This is a genomic window from Haladaptatus halobius (genome assembly GCF_020618475.1).
Lineage (GTDB): Archaea > Halobacteriota > Halobacteria > Halobacteriales > Haladaptataceae > Haladaptatus > Haladaptatus halobius.
Genome location: NZ_CP085336.1, coordinates 1,015,764 through 1,035,985, shown reverse-complemented (window position 1 = coordinate 1,035,985; position 20,222 = coordinate 1,015,764). Strand labels below are relative to the sequence as shown.

The following is a 20,222-nucleotide window of genomic DNA, read 5'->3' as shown; positions in this document are numbered from 1 at the left end:
TAGGGAGACTCACCACAACTGGGGCGTTGCGGTTTCCCATTCACAGAAGTATAGAGTGGAAGCCCACGACTGGAGTCGCGATGGATAGTCTCAAATTGAGTTCGGAGACGGAGTCATCCTGCTCTTGACCGCATTAATCGCTGCTGGAAGCTATTCAAAACAAGCTTCAATAATATCTTCACTGGCTACAGAGGCAGGGCTCCTCCCCAGTGGCCAAGGAGGTCAACTCCGAAGATACTCTTGGATATTGCGTAATTGCTTTCTGGGCCTTTTTCGTATAGACGGTGTCCGATATAGCGGTCAGTATTGCTACGAACTACATTACCGATAGACATAAAAACGAGATTTGATATGCATATGTGCATGGTACAGTTACAGCGACTGTGGATCGACGGGTGGGGACAATGAGAATGCTTGATGCTGCACGGCGTCTAAGCGCTGTCGCAAATCGCTACTTTGTCGTCTGGGTGCTCGTGTTCTCTGGGCTTGCTCTTACTGCCCCCACGGCGTTCACGTGGATCAGCCCGTATATCACACCACTGCTCGGCATCATCATGCTTGGAATGGGGTTGACACTGCAACCTGTTGACTTCCATCGACTCGTCGAACGACCACGCGACGTGTGCATCGGTGCTGTCACACAGTGGGTTGTCATGCCGATGGCGGCATACGCCATCACCGTCGCACTCTCGCTTCCTCCCGAACTTGTCTTGGGCGTCGTCCTTGTTGGTGCCGCACCTGGTGGTACCGCGTCGAACGTAATGACATACCTCGGCGATGGCGATGTCGCACTCTCCGTGGCGATCACCACCGTGACGACGATCGCAGCACCGATCGTCATGCCCGCATGGGTCGTCTTCCTCGCTGGCGAACAGCTGAATGTGACGTTCGCGCAGCTCTTCACGAGCATCGTGCAGGTAGTGCTCATTCCCGTTGTCGCTGGCTTCGCACTCCGTTATATCCTTGATCGGAAGGCACCTGAAGTCGCTGAAGCAGGCCTTGACGTCTTCCCGGCAGTGAGTGTTATTGCAATTGTTGCAATCGTCGCGGCCGTCGTCGGCCTTAGCAAAGCGACGATTCTTACTGCTGGTGCAACTGCTGTCGTCGCAGTCGTGGCGCACAACACGATTGGCCTCGGCACTGGCTATGGCGTCGGTCGATTGACTGGAATGTCTGAAGACCGCGTTCGTACCTGTGCGTTCGAGGTTGGCTTGCAGAACAGCGGCCTCGCTGTGGCGCTTGCCACCTCCTTTTTCTCTCCTGCTGCGGCCCTGCCGCCAGCATTATTCAGTATCTGGCATAACGTCAGCGGGCCTGCCTTGGCCTCCTACTTTGTTCGCGATGAGCAATCCGCAGCGCAGTCATCGTCTCCCGCGATACACGCAGATGATTGAACTACTGCAAGAATATCGAGGATAGTTGATTCCGAACGTGGGATTCGGAAGTCCTAATCCGCACAGGAGGCGGTGAGCGATTCATCTCACAGGCCAAAATCGTCGAAGTGCAGGACGTAAATTCTAACGCGGTGGAACCTTCGAGGCCGCTTCTGCCGGACGGGTGACTGTCTCTCGTCGTTGTTCCCTCTCGTTGACTGGACGGTGCTGACGGTCGGACGATAGCACCTGACCGTGCGGAAAAGAGCGTCCAAATCGGAATGGTTTGTTGAGGAAGTGGACATCGCTTTCAATAGGATTTTACTTCGAGACGCGGATGTCGTCGTACTCCGCGCTCTCCGGATTGTCGGTTCCGAATCGTGCGTTCACCGCGTAGAGGTTGCTTCCAAACTCCGCGACCGTCGTCGGCACATCGAACTCTGGATTCCAGAGTGAGAGATGGAGATGACTGCCACTCCCTGCGTGCTCCGGAAACGGTTTTGGAGAGAATGTCGCTCGCAGGTCGTGATTCCTGGCCACTGCTTTCACTGTCTGTTTGTAGAACGTCTGGTTGTCAGCTGGCGTGAGGCCCTCGCTACGTTTGATTGCGATTTCCTGCTGGCCAGGGCTGTATTCGGGGTAATAAACCGACATCTCCATGCTCTGGGCAGCAAGCCCATCGACGATTTCGAGGATAATCTCGTGCGCACTTTGTATTCCATCGGCCGTATAACAGCCACTTTGATCGAAGGGTTCGAACCCGTCTTCCGTTTCACGGACGAGATACCACTCGGGTTCGAAAGCGGCGTGCGACTGATACTCGAAGGTGTCAAGAAAAGTATGGAGCTGAGATCGTGGATCGATCTCCCATGGCGTCTGATCAAGACTGTAGAGATCACACATCATCGCAGCGCCACGATTTACATATGGGAGCAGGCGAAACGTCTCGGGGTCGGGAATAAGTCTAACCTCTCCGACACGGCTTAGTGGTGCTTCCTCCGTCGGATAGTCGCTGTCTGTAAATGCCTGCTGAGCCTGTGCGATGTTCGCACCATTAGTGAAAATACTTTCAATAGTGGCTGCATTAACGACTCGTCCCCGCTCGACGCCCGCGTTGTCGACCCAGAAGAGCCGGACGAGCTCAACGTCATTACTTGTGCATGTTTTGATCACTTCTGATTTGGGGGCATAGCACCCCTAAGATAGAACACCAACGAACGACATTATTGCTACAGTCAGGAACATATTCATCGATGATTATTCGAGAATAGCAAAACACCATCTAAGGACGAGAGAGACGGATTCTGGACCAAATATGATAATAGATCGACATCTATCGGTAACTGTGAATAGCAATTTGGGGAAGTACTACATTCGCGTTGACAGCAAGTACCCAGAATACACTAAGGGCCAACTGAGTATGATACCGAGTTCTATCGGGAGTTGTTGATTCGTGCTGCGGCGAGTGTACTATCACCGTTGGGATGGCGCGAATCGGACCTCAAAAAGAAGTTAAGACAGTATACTGAGTCGAGCTTGGCATCGTCCGGATAAAGTTCGATTTAACTGCTGTGTTCCTTCTCTTTCCTTGTTGCCATTGTCGGCCGATATGCTACTCACACGGGAGATTTTTGCTGTGGTTGGTGGTGCTTTCGGTCAGTCGCTACACAGACAATCTCTGGTTCGGGTGAGATTGACGACTTCCTTATGGAGGTTCGTCGCAAGTTGATAGATTGTTTGGACACGGTACTCACCTGCAATACCTGTGCGGTAGTACGATTCTGATCGATTTTCCTGCCAGAGTGCTTCGAGACGATCTGCGATATCCTCCGAGAAGAGTCCTGCCTGTATTCCGTACTCGTACACTTCGGTATGTGATTGTCTAGGAATATCGTATCCACTTGCTTCCACGTAAAATTGGATTGAGCGCTCGATCGCCACGAACGATGCTTCGATAATCACCGTGTAGTGGCCATTGCGATCGATCAGAAAATGGGCAGCGTCGAGCAATCGACAGGCCTTCCGCAGTTGGAGGATGGTCGGATCGGTCACGAATTCCAATCCCGTTTCTGGATTATCGGGTGAGCGTTGGAATGCATCTTCAGCATCGGCGAGTGCATTCTCGATCTCTTTTGAAGTCATTCGCTTGCTCCAAAGATATCCTGCTTGACGTTCTGGAGTGTGCCTGTCGCGTAGAGTTCGACTCCTTCTTGCAAAATCGGTTGGAGATCTGCGCCTCGTCGGCGGGCACTATTTGGTGATTCGACGAAAATTTCGAATTCATATCGCTGTTCGTCGATTGGCTGCGCTTCGAGATCCGATTTGATCTTCGAGATTGCTCGCCGTGTGACTACGAGTTCATCGTCTCCATCAGTCAATACGAACAGATCGATATCGCTGACGCGATCTGCCTCACCTCGTGCGACACTGCCAAAGCAAACGATGCCGGCAATCGATGAGAGCTCCTCGGTAACCCGATCTCTGAATCGTTCGAGAGGTTGCCGGAAGGTTGCTTGTGGGATTTCTAGTAACGGGTTGTCGGCTTCATGCAGGTGTTCGTCATTGATCTGATAGAGGGTCTTCCTCCCAACGTCGCGACGAGTGATCAACCCGAGGGCGGCAAGTAGTGTGAGTGCTTTCGAGACACTCGGGCCGCCGAATCCGGTGAGCGTCTGGAGATCACGATTTGAGAATTCACTCGTCGGATTTTGAGCGGTGATTTCCAGGATATCATCCATCGCTTCATACCTGAAAATCTGTTCGTCTGGCAATGGAAGGCGTAACTCTACACGCATACTGTTATGTGTGGTATAAACGTTTACGCCTCATATATCGATTGTGTTTCTGCTACCTGGTATCTCCTGTGGGCAGGTCAGCGAGCAATCCAGTCAGCACGTGCCGCCTGCACCGCCAGCCGCTCCAGCTCCGGCACAGCTCGCTGCACTCGCGCTTGCACCCGCTGCAGCGGCCGTCCCGGCAACGATGATCGCTGCATTGTTCGTCCGGCTATAGTTTGTACACTCGCCCCAGGCAACTGGAGCGATTTCATCGTCGATGTCGTGGGCATCGAACACAGCATCGCGCAGATCCGCGAGCGTAAAGCCGGCATCAGTTGCGTATCGGTCGACAAGTTCGTCCGTTAGAAGAACGCGTCGACACTCCTCGGCCTCAAAGAGCTTGTCGCCATCAAACGTGAATTGGTTATCATAGTGACGGACGAAGACATCATCAAAGGGGCCCTGCATCGCGAGTGCAGCTTCGCCGACGAGATCCCACACAAGATCTTGGTCAGGATTTTCGACATCCTCTCCGAGAGAAAACCGAGCGATTGGCACGACGATTGGTTCTCCGTCAGGTCCTTCGTTGACAACCGCGATGCCCGTTATACCACAGTCGTCAACGGCGTAGCCACCACGCTCGACTGCATCGTGGAGCGCTTCATCCGCCTTGTTTTGTCGTGATTCCAGATCGACTTGCTCATCTGGTGTGCCACTGCCGAGGAGTCGCTAAAGTAGTGAGGGCATTGTACCGGAATCATTCGTGTGTAGTATCTTTGCTATTTGGGTGGTGGAATGACTGTTGACGAAAGTGAGCGTGTCCCTCAAATTCACCAGTTCGAAAACGCGGTTTACGCAGCCACACGCTCGGGGGGTTCCGCTCAATGGACGCCGACGAGATATGGACCAATCGATTACACCGTTGTAATAGAGGGGGATCGCGAGAGCGACCCCCTCCATTTCGCAGAAAATGACGCAGAAACAGACGCACTCCACTGTAGCCAACACACTAGTACCACCATGGTTCACCGGTAGTGCGGTGTGAATCTCGGGTGGTGGTGCCGCCCATGTAGGGGTTCTCCGAACCCCCGTGATTACAACGCTATAATCACCGACCTCCGTTTGTGATCTCCGAGTTGGCTTGGTGTGCCCGCATCCATCCTGCGAGGTCGGGATGCCCGAACATGATTTCGATGTGATGCCCGCCGACATCCATCGCGTCGTCCACGGACTGCGTCCGTGACTCCTTGTAGCTCACGCCGGGCACACGGTCGCCCATCTCCTCCATCAACCGATAGCCGTCGTTCTTGTACGCACAGCCATAGTGCGTGGCGACTTCACGGTAATCAAGGCGTGCGACCATCACGTCATTCGTCTTGGCGACCTTCTTGGCATGTTCAAGGACATTGAGGTACTTATCCTCTACCTGCTGACTTTCTGCGCGCTTCTCGCGGAAGTTGACCAGTTCGATATTCTGCTCCGAACGCTGTACCGTTTCGAAAAGTTGCTTCCCTGCATTGGATGCTTCCGCGACGAGATTGGGTGAATCGTCGTCAACGCTTTCCTCAGTCTCATAGTCACGAACGAGATTGATCAGTCGAGACACCGACGCCCGAATTCGGGCATTCTTCTCTTCAGCGTCGATGAGCTCGTCAATGTCCGCTTGCATGGTCTCGGTCGTGTCTGCGAGTCTACTGAGTTGCTGTCGATCCTGAGCACACGCTTTTGCCGCGTCCTCGCGATAGTTCTTGAGCTCACCGACTCGCTGTTCAAATTCGTTGATCCGCTGGTCTTTCTCGGTAACTTCCTGCTCAGGGTCATTAATACGGTTGGTGAGCGTCTGGACGTGCTCACCAACGACGTCTCGATCAACGACCTTGTCGAGCACGTCCAGACGCTCCGGACATGGTGGTGTTACTCATTGGCATGCACCTCCACGGGGGCCGCAATGTCGCCGTCTGGCGTGGAGAGGCGGAGAATATTGGCGATGGTGGTGAGTGACCCGATACACCGGACGGTCGTGTTACTGGGGGTGTGCTCGCTGATAGTCATGCGCGCGTCGAGCTAACTGGCAGTGGTAGGTGGCCTACTGTGGGGCGTGCTGTGCTGTCGAAGAACATTACCGATTTATTCACAATATTATGACGCCAGAGTAGCCATTAACGTCTCAAACTATGAGCGTCATATAGCGCACTGTGACCAAGACGGAATATAAATGTTCTATCGCTACTGAGTGAAGCCTTCTAACCACATCAGAAAAAGGAGTTGCCAAATAAAGCACACTTCTCATTAAAGTGACGCTCCATACTTTACTTGTATGGCTCAGGAAAACTCCACCAAACAAACGGTCAAGAAGTTCACACAGAGCTACTCTGAAGAGGGGTTGGCAACGCTGCTCATCGTATTGGGCACCATCCTGTTCGTGTTTCCCGAGCCCATTACGTCGGTGACCGGTGTGATTCTGCTGCTCATTGGTGCCGCTCTGTGGTTCACCGATTGGGTGTGGGGATAAAAACCCCCTCACCGTCACACCGCTATCATGATCAGTCGTGGAGGTAGATTGGTGTCGTTATCAAGAATGAATGAGCAACATTAGGAAATGAGAGTGCAGTGATGTTGTTAAAATCCTTGTTTTATGACATACTAAATAATTCTGCCGAATAGGATCCCTTATCCCGATAGCAAGACTTCTCTTCATCGTTGTTTTATACGGACAGTCAAACTCGTGGCTATCAGCGAACCTCTACAGCCCTCCTTTGACGGTGCTACGATTCTGTCTATTTTCTCGGCTCATTTCGGTCTCGTAGTACTGACATTCCCATGATTTCAGCATCCTCTTGGTTTCGTGGTAATCCGACTAGTACATATGCTCTATTCACACTCTGTACCTCCCCTTTCCTTTGGACGATTTTCGAGGTACAGAGGGTGATATAACGGCGTTAGATTTGCATATAATAGCGGAAGGGTGATCTCTAGCCGTTATTTGTTATATGCAAATGCTTTCGGATTATTTGCGAGATATATGCACTGCGTTGAGTTCTCTTACCACCGAATACCGCAGTTATTGCTAATCGCCCGTATCTTGTTACTCATACTATATTAAAATAGAGGGCGGAAATCGGCTCAGACGCCCGAATTCATTGCACAGAATAACTCATTCGTATTTGCAAACCGGCTAATATAGATAGGACGAAACACAAGTCATAAAGTAGGTGCTCAATATGATAGGATGGAAATGATCGGCTTCCCAAAGCAAGCTACCGTGATGGCTATTCTGTCCAATCACAGTATGTGGGAATTTTTTCTGTAATTCACTCGCCAAGGGGAGAGTTGCTCGACGCATCCCTCTCGCTATTCACCCCATGTGTTAATCATCTGCTGTGTACGCTCCGCTTCGGTGTTCGATGCGATGTACTTCCAGAAGCCGTCTCTGCTGATCGAGAACACACGCGAGACCATATTGCCCAACATGCAGTTTCTCGAATGGTCAAAACAGTGCTAATATTCCTTGATGAGGACACCGTCAATGCGGTCGAAGTAATCGATATTGCGAGTCACTACTGGTTCTTCGACTTCGATCGCAGTCGCTGCAATCAAACAATCGTCGAGACCAACGGTTATCCCATTGTTTTGCAACTCACCGTAGAAGCGTCCTTGGAACCGTTATAATCTCTAGAACTGAAGGGAGAAACCACAGAGTAGCTAACTAACGGTCAATTTCTTCACTATTTATACCAGTGTTTATGTCACAACGTATACGTCCCTATGTGACCATTAGTAGATGACTTGAGTGGGGTGCGGTGGTCAAGCCTATTTGGATGGCTTGGGGCCTCTTGTCCTGAGTCGGCGAAATCTTGGGGAAAGAGTATGGAAATCGAGTTTAACAATCCCATGTTCGAAGAATGGACCCAACGAGCGCTATTGTACTCTGTGTATGGAGGTGCTGACTTCGGTGAATGTCTCACGACCGCCGAACGGATTACGGACGGTGATCGTGAGAGTTGGTACGAGGAGTGGGTCAAAACCGGAGACCGAGTCTCTGCAATCGCTGACGATAGCAAAAGAGGCGGCCATGCGGTCAGCGCCCGTGAAGCGTATCTCCGTGCCTCGAATTACTACCGCACGGCGTATCCGTTCCTCTACGGGACACCCACAGACCAACGTCTCATTGAGACGTTCGAAAAAGAAACCGATGCGTTCGAACACGCTGCTGCGCTGTTTGACCCACGGGTCGAACCAGTAGAAATTCCATACGAGGACACAACATTGCCGGGCTATTTCTACCGAGTAGATGACTCTGAATATCCTCGTCCGACAGTAATCGCCACGAATGGGTACGATTCGACGATCCAAGAAATGCATTTCGCTCACGCCGTCGCTGCTATTCGCCGATAATACAATTGCTTGACGTTTGACGGCCCAGGACAAGGACGACCGCTCATTAAGCAAGATCTCTTCATGCGTCCTGATTGGGAACATGTCGTTACACCAGTCGTCGACTGTGCCCGTTCCCGATCAGAAGTTGATCCTGATCAGATTGCACTTATTGGGTGGAGCTTTGGAGGGTATCTCGCCCCACGGGCGGCCTCGGGCGAGCACCGGCTGGCAGCATGCATTGCTGACCCCGGTTAGGGGGATATGATTACGGCGATCCGAGTGATAGCTACCAAATTTGGGATGGCCCAAGAAGCGGCTGACGAGTTGCCCGATGTTGATCCAGATGCTTTGCAGCCGTTGTTTGAGGCAGTCGAGTCATCGCCAGAGCTAACCTGGACATTCAAGCAACGCGGTCTGTGGGTACATGGGTTCGATTCTGGAATACCTCCAAGCTATGCCAGAGTATTCTCTGACAGATCGTGCTGGCCAGATTCAGTGTCCCACGCTCATCACACAGGCTGAAAACGATCCTCTGGCTGCATTCGCTGACCAACTGTACGACGCTCTCGAGTGTCCGAAAGAACTGATACAGTTTACTGCCGCTGAAGGGGCTGACAACCACTGTGAGATGCATGCTCGGACACTCTTCCACCAGCGTACGTTCGACTGGCTCGATGACGTTCTATCGAATGAGTGATTAGATTGGTGTTATTATTCATTCAAAGAGTTTGCTTGAAGTCTATTGCCCTACTCCACTCTTCTGAATGATCCCTGATTGTTTCTAAGGACGCTTCACGGGGGAACCTTCTATGATCTCGGTGATGTAGCGATCGAATACGCCTAACCGAGTAAGTTCGGTTCGGGTGAATCATTCACGACGTTGGAAGTACTTCGGAAAGGTCGCTGGTGAGGATGAGTACGAGTATCGGGGGACTGAGTGTTGGCAGCGAAGTTCGCCTGCGTATATCGACGAAGCGCAGAAAGAGCTTATTCGAGCAGTGGATGAGCATCGTGATCCGGAAGCGGTCTGTGAAGAATTGCGGTCGTGGGTTGATCGGCTTGAGCGTGGGGCGGTCGATCCGAATGAGTTGGTGATCACGAATCGTGTTTCGAAGCAACGGGAGGACTATTCGCAATCGACGCGGAGTGTGGCAGCACTGGAGCGGGCAGCTGATTTGGGGTTGGCGCGGTCGCCAGGTCAGAGTGTATCGTATTAATCAAGGTGTACAGAAGAGGGGGTTCTGCGATAGACGTTGCCCAGCCATGTCCGATTCACGGAGGATCCTGCCTGATGTTTGTGAAAAACGTATTCAGTACTGTGGCTTCAAGACCCACAATACTTATGCCCACATCATCTAGCTCAGACGACTCGCATCCCCTTTTTCACGAGTACACCGAGCCATCTTCCGAAGACATGTTTTTCAAACAGCTCGTTCACGACGCACTTGACGGATTTCTCACCCTCGATGATACGGCAAAGATTTGCTTTGCAAACGAAGCAGCAGGCGACATCTTCGGCTATGAAGTCGATGAGCTCGTCGGTCGATCAGTTGACGACCTTTTCCCAGAGCAGTATTGTGACAATTATCTCGCCGAATTGCATCAGCATATGCACGACGCCGCGACGGCAGTTGAACACACTGAAATTGAGCGCATTGGGTGTCGCAAGGACGGTACCGAAGTCCCGCTATCCTTCTCGCTTCGGGAACATACATACCGTGACCAGCGCCTCTTTACGGCGATACTCCGAGATATCTCGGAGCAGAAGCGACAGCGTGAGCGATTGGAAGCAGCGACTGAGAAGTATCAGACGCTCGTCGAAGCAGCCCCGGATGCGATTTTCGTCGCCGATGCCGAAACAGGCATCATCCAAGAAGCGAACCAGGCCGCCGCTGAACTTCTCGGAAAACCGACGACCGAGATCGAAGGGATGCATCAAACCGACCTGCATCCATCGGAGCATGCTGAACGGTACGGACAACTCTTTCAGAGCCACGGACAACGCGGCGGGTTGTTTGAACAAAACAAGGATTTGAGCATCGTTGATGCTGACGGGCAGCACATTCCGGTCGCCATCAACGCCAATGTCACCACGCTCCAGGATCGCCGCGTGATTCAAGGCATCTTCCGCGATATCAGCGATCAAAAACGACGTGAGGACGCGCTCCAAACGTTACATACGACAACCCAACGGATGCTCACGACCTCATCCCGTCAGGAGATCTGCACCGAAGCGATGCGAACGGCAACCGAGGTACTAGAGTTGTCGATCACCGGCCTACACCTCCACGCAGAAAACGAAACGGCACTTGAACCGGTCGCCATGTCTGAAGCAGCGTACACCGTATTCGACGGTTCTCCCCCGACGATCACCTCCGAGAATTCGCTTGTCTGGGACGTCTTCGAGACCGGTGAATCACGAGCGATTCCCGACTTACAAGAGATTGAGAACCACCAGACGCAGGAGACGCCGATTCGAAGTGCAATTATCACCTCACTCGGTGACCACGGCGTCTTCATCACGGCATCGACCTCGGTTCGCGACTTCGATCGCCTCGACTACGACCTCATGCGCGTCCTCGCTGCGAACACGGAAGCCGCATTGACACGTGCCGAGCGTGAACACGCCGTAGCTCGTCAACGGGATGAGCTAGAAACCCTGAACCGCCTCAACGCGATCATCCGCGATATCAACCAAACGCTCATCGCTGCACCGTCACGCGAGGAGATCGAACGGACAGTCTGTGAGCGGTTCGCCGGCTCAGACGGCTATCTCGGGGCGCTCATCGCCGATCTCTCAACCGTGGAACAAGGGCTGAACCTCCGAACTGCAGCCGGGATTGACGATCAATATCTTCAAGCAGTCGATGCCGCAGCGCCCGCAACGGAACAAGGAGCGGCGGCATCAACGCTCGAAACCGGTACTCTCACTGTCGTGGAAGATATCTCGACGAGTGAAACTTTCCCCGAAGGCGTGCGAGAAGACGCATTGGCACGTAAGTATCAGGCTGCCGCCTGTATTCCACTCAGCTACGGTGACACGACCTACGGTGTACTGGTCGTGTACGCGTCACAATCAGCACTGGTCGGAGAGCGCGAACAGGCAATCTTTGCAGAGTTAGGTGAAACGATTGGCCACGCGATCAACGCTGCCGAGAGTCGGAAGCTCCTCCATACGGATCAGGTTCTGGAACTCGAATTTTCGCTCACTGAGAGCGACGCCTTCTTCTTCACTGTTTCTGACGAACTGGAGTGTACAATCACCCTTGACGGCGTTGTTCCATCGTCGGACGGAACGTTACTATTCTACGTCTCCGCCACTGATGTGACCCCTGATCAACTCCTTGAGCGAGCATGGGAAGCACCGAGAGTCGATCGGGCACGATTGATCGCCGAGACGGAGTCCAACAGTTCCTTTGAGTTCGTGTTTCAGGGCACCGAAACGGCTTCGCAGTTGCTCATCGAACGGGGAGCGTACATCCGAAGTGGGATAGCATCTCACGGGGTGGGGACGCTCACGATCGAAGTACCGGCCGACGTCAACATTCGATCGTTCGTTGAAGCCGTCCAAACCATCTATCCAAATGCATCACTCTATGCCAAGCGACAGCGGACGCGGCCAGTCCACTCTCGAACCAGCTTTCTGAACGAGCTCGAGACGACGCTCACTGACCGCCAGCTCGAAATTCTGAAGATGGGCTTCCATAGCGGGTACTTCGGCTATCCGCGCGACAGTACCGGTGAAACGCTCGCAAATACGCTCGATATCGCGTCTCCGACGTTCCACCAGCATATGCAGTCTGCACTGCAGAAACTACTCACCTCTATCTTTTCTCCCGACAGGAAGTCACGTCGGCACTAACCATCAACGCTCTCCGTCATGTCTACCTCAATACTGAGCCCAACTACTTGTTGGTGCTGGACTACAAGCGGAACCCAATATGACCAGCAGCGAGCGTCCAGATACACCAGCTGTGGACGATCCGAATACACCGACACTAAGTCACGATGCCATTTTCGACCTGCTGAGCAACGAGTACCGCCGCCACATTCTCTATCACTTTCATGAGCAACCACAAGCGGTTGCTACCGTTGACGAACTCGTCAGGCATCTTCGCACGCAGTTCGACGCACGTGCAGCCGGGGATACTGACCAACTCAGAATACAACTCCGCCACAGTCATCTTCCCAAACTGGAGAGCCATGGCATTCTTGAGTACAACGAACGAAGCGAGACCGTTCGCTATCGAGATGGAAGTGAAATCGAACGGCTTGTAGCCTGTGCAAAATCAGCCAAAATTCCAGTGTAACGACCAATACTATTCTGTCCCTTGAGCATTCTCTTAGTACTGAGATACTTCGAATTGATAACGAGGAAGAGACTATGTTTTATGATTCTAATGTATTCATTTTCAGGTGATGATTGCAGAGTAATTGGCGAAAATGTAGCTCATCTATTCGGCCGTGTCGACACGAGAAACTAATAGAAGTGAAGGTGCTTCTCTGCCCAAGATTCGTCATGCCAGACCGCAACCCAACGCTGGGAGAAACAGCATCTCAAACAGCTCTCAACCCACCGCTGGATGCTACCCAATTAAGCACACTGGTTATTGAGGCAGTTGCCGCGCACGAAGACCGATCACCAGACGACTTGGAACCCATCTACCAGTCCATCAACCCCGATGCGCTCAACAGCCTGTTCACCCCCTTGATTGATGGCACTTCACGAGCAGATGGCCACGTATCGTTTTCGTATTGTGGCTACCACGTAACGGTCTCCAGTGACAGGACAGTTGATCTCGAACCACTGGAGACCACGTCGCAGTAACTCTCTTGGCGATAATAAGATGGTACCGTCGTTCTACTCGGCACAAGATTGATCATACACTCGGTTTTCGTGTCGGTTGTTTATGCAGCCGCAATCGGCATATAGTAAGCATCGAAGTTTTAGTATATGGCCCAATTTCAGGCCGTCCTCTTTGATATGGATGGGGTACTTGTTGACTCGGAACCGTTTTGGCAGCAGTTCTGGCGTGACCAAGTATTTACCCATGCAGAAACCGGTGATCCAAGTCTGGAGGATGTTACTGGCCGCAATTTCCGTGAGAGTCTCAAGGAGCTTGCAGCCACACATGGTCTTCCGGGAGGAGCTGAGCGCTATGTGCGTCAGTTCGAAATAGCTGCTGAGACAGTATATGGCGAGCGAGTGTCGATTACACCTGGAATGCCGGACTTCTTTGAGACACTTCGTGATCGAGGGATCAACGTTGGAATTGTCTCGTCAGCACCATCGGATTGGATTGAAACAGTCATTGAGCGATTTGATTTGGCACCAGTCGATGTCATGGTGAGCGCTGAACACATCGATCTACCAGGCAAGCCAAAACCCTTCATTTATGAGCATACAGCCGCCGATCTCACCATTTCTTCCTCCACCTGCCTTGTTATTGAAGACTCTGTCAACGGTGTCCGATCAGCCGCACGAGCAGGCTGTACTGTCATCCGATTTTGTCAGGGAACTACTGTGCAGGCGACCGACCATACTGATTATGTCGCTAACTCTCCGGACGAGCTTCAGCAAACGATCCTCGAACTTCTTTCGTAGTTTTCTCTTCTCGTTCGGTGATTCCCTTTCTCTCTTTGATGAGTCACACTCGTTGTGACTGGCATTGCGTACGAAACTACGGTCTAGCTGTAAAATACCACTATACTACTACTGAAACAAAATGGGGGTCTTCCTTAGTTGTGACTGAGTAAGAGTGTATCAGGAACGTGAGGAACGCGGTTCAGCCGCAACCAAACCGCGTGTCCACGTCACGTCTATCCAATTTGACGATTATCGTAGCGTTCTCACACCGTCGAAGTCTCACCCCGATGTTTTTTGTCCTGTCTTCCAGGCTTCTCGGGGAAACTTGACCGGGGATCCGAGAAAATGCCGAGCTAAATACTCCTGTCTCACCTAATCGGTTTTTAGTAATGTCAGACTCTCATCGATCCTCTCTAGACGGTTGGTACCCTAGTAGTATTACAGAGATTATATTTGTGTACATAAATAACACTTGGCGAGGAGACGGTGCCCTCGGACATGGTGAAATGTGCCGGGTGCGCCAACACCCGGTACCGGTCTTTGTGAATGAGGTCCAGAAGACCCTAAGTACAAAACCATCCGTAGACATTGAAACTGACGAGACGGCACACAAACGCGCACAGTCCGAACACTTCTCCTTCGACGTTGATGCCCCTTGAATAGTTGAAGTCACCAACAAAAGTTACGAGAATCCCGCAGACCATCAGTACGTTGTGTCCATCGACGACGTGACCGACGAACTGATGGCCTGTACGTGTCCGCACCACCTCCACCGCAACGCCTACTGCAAACACATGGCCGCCGTCGAAAACACGACTGATGACCGGACGCTTGACGCGTTCCCTTCGGAGGACGAAGACGATGCCGAGCCAGAAGACTGTGTCTGTGACGGCCTCGATGACTTCCCGTGCTGGCCGTACGTGAGAATAGGGCGTAAAGAACTGTCGGATTAATACAATCCTCTTCCCTTGTCGCTCAACTAGTCTGATATTTTTTACTGATTCGGTGGGTTGGGATGCGTATTGTTAGTGGCGAAGGTAGCCATATGCGGATAGTCTGCGATCAATCCATCTACGCCCAGCTCAAGTGGTTTTTGTGCCTCTCTCCAACTATCGATCGTCCACACATTCACTTCTCGACCTTCCTCGTGAGCGGTTTCTACAAGATCACGATCAAGAACTCCGGTTGATGGATTGACTGCTTTCGCATTGAGTTCGCGAGCAATTTCCAAATTTTCTTCTTTATTACTTCCGAAAATTGGCGCCACATCGACGTTGGGATCTACATCTTGAACTGCTCTGAGCGCGTCCGAGTCAAACGAAGACACATAGTACTCCCCCGGGTATCGCGATGCAATGGGTAGTGTTCGTTCGGCAAATTCTTTCCAGGAAAGGGGACCCGGATCTTTGAATTCAATATTCATCATAACACTCGATCTAGTTGCATCAAGTGTTTCAGCGAGCGTTGGGATTGTCTCTCCGGACTCGAGAACTTCTGCTTGCAATACTATTTCAGAGGGGGTTTCCTCAACGAGGCCTTCCTCATCTGTGAGATTATCAAGTGCCGCATCGTGAAAAACAACAATTTCACCATCACTTGTTGCTTCCACATCGATTTCAATCCGGTCTGTTCCTAAGCGCGATGCACCCTCGACAGCGGCGATCGTATTTTGCGGAAATACGTCTCTGAACCCGCGATGTGCCGTTATATGGAACTTATCTTGTGCTCTTTGGGTAATGTTCTGTTTCTCTCGTGCTGTCCCCGTACCGCTCAACACTGAGACACCAAGTGCCATACCAATGGTTCCAACTACATTTCGTCGCGAAATCCGGTTCATAACTTGTTTATGATATCGTTCCATCGGTTAAGTTAAGAATCAATCCGTAATAAGTATTTGTATCAAATTATGAATTTGTAACTAAGAGTACGGAATTATACGTTGTAATATTCACGCAATAAGAAAGCAAGTATATATTATGCGAGCAAGACGATGGCAGTTCGATCACAGCGGAGCTAACATATACGTATCATCAGATGATCTACTAAATATTTTTCAATGAAAGCATGACGACCGTCTCGTGTCCGTTCGGCGTCGTAAACGAGAGCCGGACGTCACCCATCTCGAGGAGTCGATTCGCTAGCCATTCGCGCACCCGTAGTAACTTGTTTATTTGTACCTTGTATCTCAATGGATCGACTGAAACGTACCATCAAGGGTTGTTTACAGAATCATTATTGACGCCACGTCTCCTCGAACATCGTGTCGCCATCGAGTTCAACAGTGGTCTCAAGCTGACAGAGATTGTCAGAAATGTAGTTACTGGCAACAATCTCGAATTCGCCGAAATTAGTCGTAATTCCTAGCGTCATCTCGTTCTGAGCAGCTGCGGTTGATGGATCGTCTGCCATAACCGATGCCTCAAAAGTTGCTTCCCGGGAAAATCGACCGTGAGGAAGATCGACGTCCAACGAGTGGCGTTTGGACGTCTGGACACAATCAGAGACCCGCTCACGACTGGTGGTCCACGAGGAGCTGCCATTTGCATTTTCAGCGCTTGTCGGTACACTTTCATCGGGTGGGGCCATATCTACTGAATCATCAAAATCCACACTGTTCATTCTACGCCCAGGGAACCGCACAGTAGCAGGATCAACAGGTGTGGAACGAACGATAAACGACCCCTGGTGTGGGGTTGGAAGGGAGACGGGGAAATAAGACGATCCGACGGCAACGCGGATCGAATGCCCTTCCTCGAAGACATGGGACTTGGGATCAAATGGAACGGTCACATAGTATTCAGTCCCCGGTTCCATTTCATCCGGGTAATCGAGGCCCTTCCGGTATTTTCCCCGCACAGCGCCGTGGGAAACGAGTGTGCCACGTGAATCCGGCGACAAATCGATGAGCCGAATGACAATGGTTGGGTCGGGAACGCTGGCTTCGAGTCGGAGCGTCACTTCGCCAGTTCCAGTGAGTTCGATCGGGTTATCTAGCGGATCTGTCTCGAATGTTAACGACCGTACGTCGTCATCGTTCGTTGCTGGCGGTTCGAATGATACTCCGTAGGGATCGATCGAGGAAGGTCCGACAGTAGGATCAAACGTGTACTCGGCATCAACTTCACCGATCTCGTATTCGTTCGGCGACGAGAGCCCTGTCGGTGTGAGTGCAAACGTCACAAACTCATCTGTCTTGTCATAGATTGTCTCGCCGTCAGATGGTGGATTAGTTGAATTCTCATTACAGACTGTCGGCCACGTCTTCCGGCCGCGCCATTGACCGGCCGAACTCCCGCCACCGTCGAACTCGGTCCAGTAAGAAATGGTCGGTTCGTCCATCACACCGTTTTCTTCATCACGCAGGAAGCGGTCGAACCACTCGAGTGCCTGCTGACGGAAGTCGATAGCACTCTCACGACCCCGATGAGGCATCTGATGACGCCAGGGACCGAGCAGAAGTCGCTTCGGTGCGTCGATGGCCTCGAAGTACTCCAACGTATCCTGTGTGTATGGGTCACGCCAGCCACCAATCGCGAGCGTCGGGGTTTCGATACGCTCGACGGGAATGTTCTTGTCCTCCCAGTATGATTCGTGGGGATCGTTGTCTATGAATTGGAACAGCCATGGTGTTTGATCGCGTGACCCTTCTAATCGATTCTGCCAACGATTGAGCCAATCACCATCTGAATCACGGATACTCGCGGGTTTTGCCTGGAGAGCTTGCATCAAAGTTAGCCAATCCATCCCAATGGTGAGAAACTCGAACAGGCCGCCGTAGGAGTATGCGTTCCGCCATCCCTGATATGGGGTATGAATAGGGACGATCGCGTCCAAGTCGTCCGGCTGCTGGGCCGCAGCATCCAGCGCTGTGATACCGCCGTAGGATTTCCCAAAAAGACCGATTCGACCAGTAGTCCAAGGCTGTTCAGCGAGCCACTCGACGATGGCGGCCGGTTCAATCCCCTCACGTCGAGTGAATGGTTCGTCGATAAACCCGCTTGAACTACCCGTCCCGAGCATGTCAGCGACGATGACCTCGTAGCCATGTTTGGCAAAATACAGACACAAGGGGTCGTAAGCACCGTAGGTGATGAGATCGTCCTGATGATACGGAACGTACATCAACAGGGCTGGTGAGGGCGCATCGCTGCTGAGCGGTTCATATCGGGTCGCTGCAACGGTTTCTGACTGTACGGGGATTTCAAGAGCCGTGTGGCGTCGAATTTCGCCAAGGGAGTCGTGGGAAGTCATGATAGGATCGAAATGGCAGCTACTTTCATCAATCCACCGATTCTTACAGGCTCAGTTTTGACTCACCCACACATCCTCAAACAACAGTTATACGAGGCGGTTCCCGCCACGTCGAGGGGGACGCGGTAGTATTTTCAACTACTTTGGATTACTCGGTCAAGTAATCAATGAGAAAATATTTACCGTTAGTGAATAAGTGTAGAAGAGTATGGCAACACGACGAACCATTCTAAGCGGTATTGGCCTCCTTGCGGCCGGGGGACTTGGCGCATCGACAGTGATTGGGACAGCCACGCGCCCAAGTTCGACGTTCAAGAAGTGAACACGGAGCTTGAATATGTCGTCTTTGTAAACAACGGTGAGAAAGACTACGATCTCAAAGACCACATCGTTGCATTCCACTATCAAAACCCCGACTATAATCAGCGAAAGCGTATTCCGGGTGGAGAGAAAAACCCGACCGTATCGAATACGGCACGATCGTCTCGCCCGGCGAATACTATACGATCGCCACCGGCGCCGTCGATGTCGACCCCGCCACCACCGAACACGACGTCCGCCTGAGGTTCGACTACGACAGCCACGTCATCGACAACGATGGTAGCGACGTGATTGCGCTCCTCGACTCCGACGGAAACGTGGTGTGTCGCAGCGACGAGCAAGCAACCACCACAATCACTACCTCGTCGGAGGAAACTACTACGTCGGAGGAAACCACGACCACCGAAGAAACGACGACCGAGGAGACGACGACTACGACCGAAGACACGACGACCACAACTACCACCTCCGAGGACGATTCTTCCAAGTCGGACGAGACGACGACCACGACGACGAAAGACTGCTAACACCAGTCCCGCTGATATTGAGTGAATCGGCGATCTTTTTTATAATCCTACAACGCCATACATAGAATGCAGGATGATTGCCTGATACTGGCGCTGTTTACTGGCCGACAAGAAGGCGGTCTGCGGGAAAATGCGGTGACTGCTCAAGGTGGCCGATCGTATCCTGTAACGCGCGTTCAGCGGGCGGGAGATAGCCCGGTGGCATAGTCATGGCTGCCGGTATGCACGGTCGAAAGAAAAAAGCTAGATTGCTAGCAGGCTAACACCTAATATTGTGAGTGTCTCGAATCGTGATACTCCTGATCGGCAACCTCGACCAACCGCTCGTCGCGTTCCAGTTCCCGTTCCCGTAGCGCCTGTTTGGCCTCCCGGTTCTCCCGCGCCCACTGGATCAACTGGGGCATGATGTATATCGCGTACACGTACAGGAGTGCCACGAGTAACGCTGCTACGATGGCGAGTTTCAGTACCATCCTTAGGCGCTGGAGGACTGGTTCGACGCATCCAGTATCACTGGTGGTTTCGTCGAACTGTTCTGATTGCCGCTCAGGATGGCTTTATCCGTCGGGCGGATCGCATCGATGTAGCGCTGCCGCTCGACGCATTCCCGTCGGAGGACGAAGTCGATGCCGAACCAGAAGACTGTGACTGCGATGGCCTCGGTGGCTTCCCGTGCTGGAAGTGTGTGAAAACGGAACGTATGGAACTACCGAACTAAGTTCCGTTCTTCTCTCAATTTCTGATACGGTAACTAACGCACACTCCCATTGCTGAACAGCAGACTCTCGTTGTGCTCCTGAATTATTCTCACTCCGCTTTTTGCACTTTTGAGGTCCAATGCTATTTATGTAGTTTCGATTGAGGCGATAAGCGACTCGCTCAAAACCTATCTCGCAATAGTAAACAATTATTATGATTGGTGGTGTACTACTAGTAAGAGTGAAAACTCATGCCAGTTCCACACTACCCGTCAGACGAACCCGAGGAGGTGCCTCCCCCAGACATTGAT

Annotated in this window: 20 protein-coding genes and 1 pseudogene; 10 read left to right on the top strand and 11 right to left on the bottom strand. The window is 52.0% G+C overall.

Annotation, left to right across the window (positions count from 1 at the left end; all coding sequences use genetic code 11):
- Positions 1-404 precede the first annotated feature (404 nt).
- Entirely contained in the window at positions 405-1,394 is a 990-nt protein-coding gene (locus LIW51_RS22155) for a bile acid:sodium symporter family protein (RefSeq protein ID WP_227377243.1), read from the top strand.
- 300 nt (positions 1,395-1,694) lie between these two features.
- Here the strand turns inward: LIW51_RS22155 and LIW51_RS22150 are convergent, their stop codons facing one another.
- From LIW51_RS22150 to LIW51_RS22125, 6 genes are all read right to left on the bottom strand, one after another.
- Entirely contained in the window at positions 1,695-2,546 is an 852-nt protein-coding gene (locus LIW51_RS22150) for a type I glutamate--ammonia ligase (RefSeq protein WP_227377241.1), read from the bottom strand.
- Positions 2,547-3,029: 483 nt separating this feature from the next.
- A complete protein-coding gene (locus LIW51_RS22145) occupies positions 3,030-3,515 on the bottom strand; it encodes a DUF8154 family protein (protein ID WP_227377239.1) in 486 nt (161 codons plus the stop codon).
- Positions 3,512-4,111: a nucleotidyltransferase domain-containing protein gene (locus tag LIW51_RS22140; protein WP_227377237.1), complete on the bottom strand. Its 600-nt coding sequence runs from the start codon at positions 4,109-4,111 to the stop codon at positions 3,512-3,514. The genes LIW51_RS22145 and LIW51_RS22140 overlap by 4 nt, the downstream gene beginning before the upstream one ends.
- 150 nt (positions 4,112-4,261) lie before the next feature.
- Positions 4,262-4,840, bottom strand: coding sequence for a hypothetical protein (locus tag LIW51_RS22135; protein ID WP_368411859.1), 579 nt, complete (start codon positions 4,838-4,840; stop codon positions 4,262-4,264).
- Positions 4,841-5,258: 418 nt separating this feature from the next.
- A complete protein-coding gene (locus LIW51_RS22130; protein ID WP_227377235.1) occupies positions 5,259-6,038 on the bottom strand; it encodes a hypothetical protein in 780 nt (259 codons plus the stop codon).
- Between the two features lie 26 nt (positions 6,039-6,064).
- Positions 6,065-6,202, bottom strand: a complete 138-nt coding sequence (locus LIW51_RS22125; protein ID WP_227377234.1) for a hypothetical protein — start codon at positions 6,200-6,202, stop codon at positions 6,065-6,067.
- 265 nt (positions 6,203-6,467) lie between these two features.
- Here LIW51_RS22125 and LIW51_RS22120 point away from each other — a divergent pair, with 265 nt between their 5' ends.
- A complete protein-coding gene (locus tag LIW51_RS22120; protein WP_227377233.1) occupies positions 6,468-6,662 on the top strand; it encodes a hypothetical protein in 195 nt (64 codons plus the stop codon).
- An 855-nt stretch (positions 6,663-7,517) separates the two neighbouring features.
- On the opposite strand, the pseudogene LIW51_RS39400 reads toward LIW51_RS22120, so the two are convergent.
- A pseudogene (locus LIW51_RS39400) lies at positions 7,518-7,637 on the bottom strand (type II toxin-antitoxin system RelE family toxin); the annotation flags it as partial.
- Positions 7,638-8,017: 380 nt separating this feature from the next.
- Here LIW51_RS39400 and LIW51_RS22115 point away from each other — a divergent pair.
- The 7 genes from LIW51_RS22115 (at position 8,018) to LIW51_RS22085 (ending at position 15,067) form a co-directional block, all read left to right on the top strand.
- Positions 8,018-8,545, top strand: a complete 528-nt coding sequence (locus LIW51_RS22115; RefSeq protein ID WP_227377231.1) for an alpha/beta hydrolase — start codon at positions 8,018-8,020, stop codon at positions 8,543-8,545.
- 9 nt (positions 8,546-8,554) lie between these two features.
- Positions 8,555-8,782, top strand: coding sequence for an alpha/beta hydrolase family protein (locus LIW51_RS39395; RefSeq protein WP_227377229.1), 228 nt, complete (start codon positions 8,555-8,557; stop codon positions 8,780-8,782).
- A gap of 1,159 nt (positions 8,783-9,941) precedes the next feature.
- Positions 9,942-12,389, top strand: a complete 2,448-nt coding sequence (locus LIW51_RS22105) for a bacterio-opsin activator domain-containing protein (protein WP_227377227.1) — start codon at positions 9,942-9,944, stop codon at positions 12,387-12,389.
- 79 nt (positions 12,390-12,468) lie between these two features.
- The gene (locus LIW51_RS40030; RefSeq protein WP_438267381.1) at positions 12,469-12,837 is read left to right on the top strand and encodes a DUF7344 domain-containing protein; all 369 of its coding nucleotides are present in this window, start codon (positions 12,469-12,471) and stop codon (positions 12,835-12,837) included.
- A gap of 209 nt (positions 12,838-13,046) precedes the next feature.
- Positions 13,047-13,355: a DdfA family disk-determining factor gene (gene ddfA, locus LIW51_RS22095; RefSeq protein ID WP_227377223.1), complete on the top strand. Its 309-nt coding sequence runs from the start codon at positions 13,047-13,049 to the stop codon at positions 13,353-13,355.
- 126 nt (positions 13,356-13,481) lie between these two features.
- The gene (locus tag LIW51_RS22090) at positions 13,482-14,132 is read left to right on the top strand and encodes an HAD family hydrolase (RefSeq protein WP_227377221.1); all 651 of its coding nucleotides are present in this window, start codon (positions 13,482-13,484) and stop codon (positions 14,130-14,132) included.
- Positions 14,133-14,827: 695 nt separating this feature from the next.
- Complete coding sequence (locus LIW51_RS22085) at positions 14,828-15,067, top strand: SWIM zinc finger family protein (RefSeq protein ID WP_227377219.1); 240 nt, start codon at positions 14,828-14,830, stop codon at positions 15,065-15,067.
- A gap of 41 nt (positions 15,068-15,108) precedes the next feature.
- On the opposite strand, the gene LIW51_RS22080 is transcribed toward LIW51_RS22085, so the two are convergent.
- The 3 genes from LIW51_RS22080 to LIW51_RS22070 all read right to left on the bottom strand — a co-directional run bounded on the left by LIW51_RS22080 (position 15,109) and on the right by LIW51_RS22070 (position 18,767).
- Positions 15,109-15,975 carry a glycerophosphodiester phosphodiesterase gene (locus LIW51_RS22080; RefSeq protein WP_227377217.1) on the bottom strand — a complete coding sequence of 289 codons (867 nt, stop codon included), beginning with the start codon at positions 15,973-15,975 and terminating at the stop codon, positions 15,109-15,111.
- 371 nt (positions 15,976-16,346) lie between these two features.
- On the bottom strand, positions 16,347-18,365 hold the full coding sequence (locus LIW51_RS22075; protein WP_227377215.1) for a CocE/NonD family hydrolase: 2,019 nt from the start codon (positions 18,363-18,365) through the stop codon (positions 16,347-16,349).
- Positions 18,366-18,521: 156 nt separating this feature from the next.
- Positions 18,522-18,767, bottom strand: a complete 246-nt coding sequence (locus LIW51_RS22070; RefSeq protein ID WP_227377213.1) for a hypothetical protein — start codon at positions 18,765-18,767, stop codon at positions 18,522-18,524.
- Between the two features lie 206 nt (positions 18,768-18,973).
- Here LIW51_RS22070 and LIW51_RS22065 point away from each other — a divergent pair, with 206 nt between their 5' ends.
- Entirely contained in the window at positions 18,974-19,213 is a 240-nt protein-coding gene (locus LIW51_RS22065; RefSeq protein WP_227377211.1) for a hypothetical protein, read from the top strand.
- Positions 19,214-19,479: 266 nt separating this feature from the next.
- Here LIW51_RS22065 and LIW51_RS22060 read toward each other — a convergent pair whose 3' ends face one another.
- Positions 19,480-19,686, bottom strand: coding sequence for a hypothetical protein (locus tag LIW51_RS22060; RefSeq protein WP_227377209.1), 207 nt, complete (start codon positions 19,684-19,686; stop codon positions 19,480-19,482).
- Positions 19,687-20,222 lie beyond the last annotated feature (536 nt).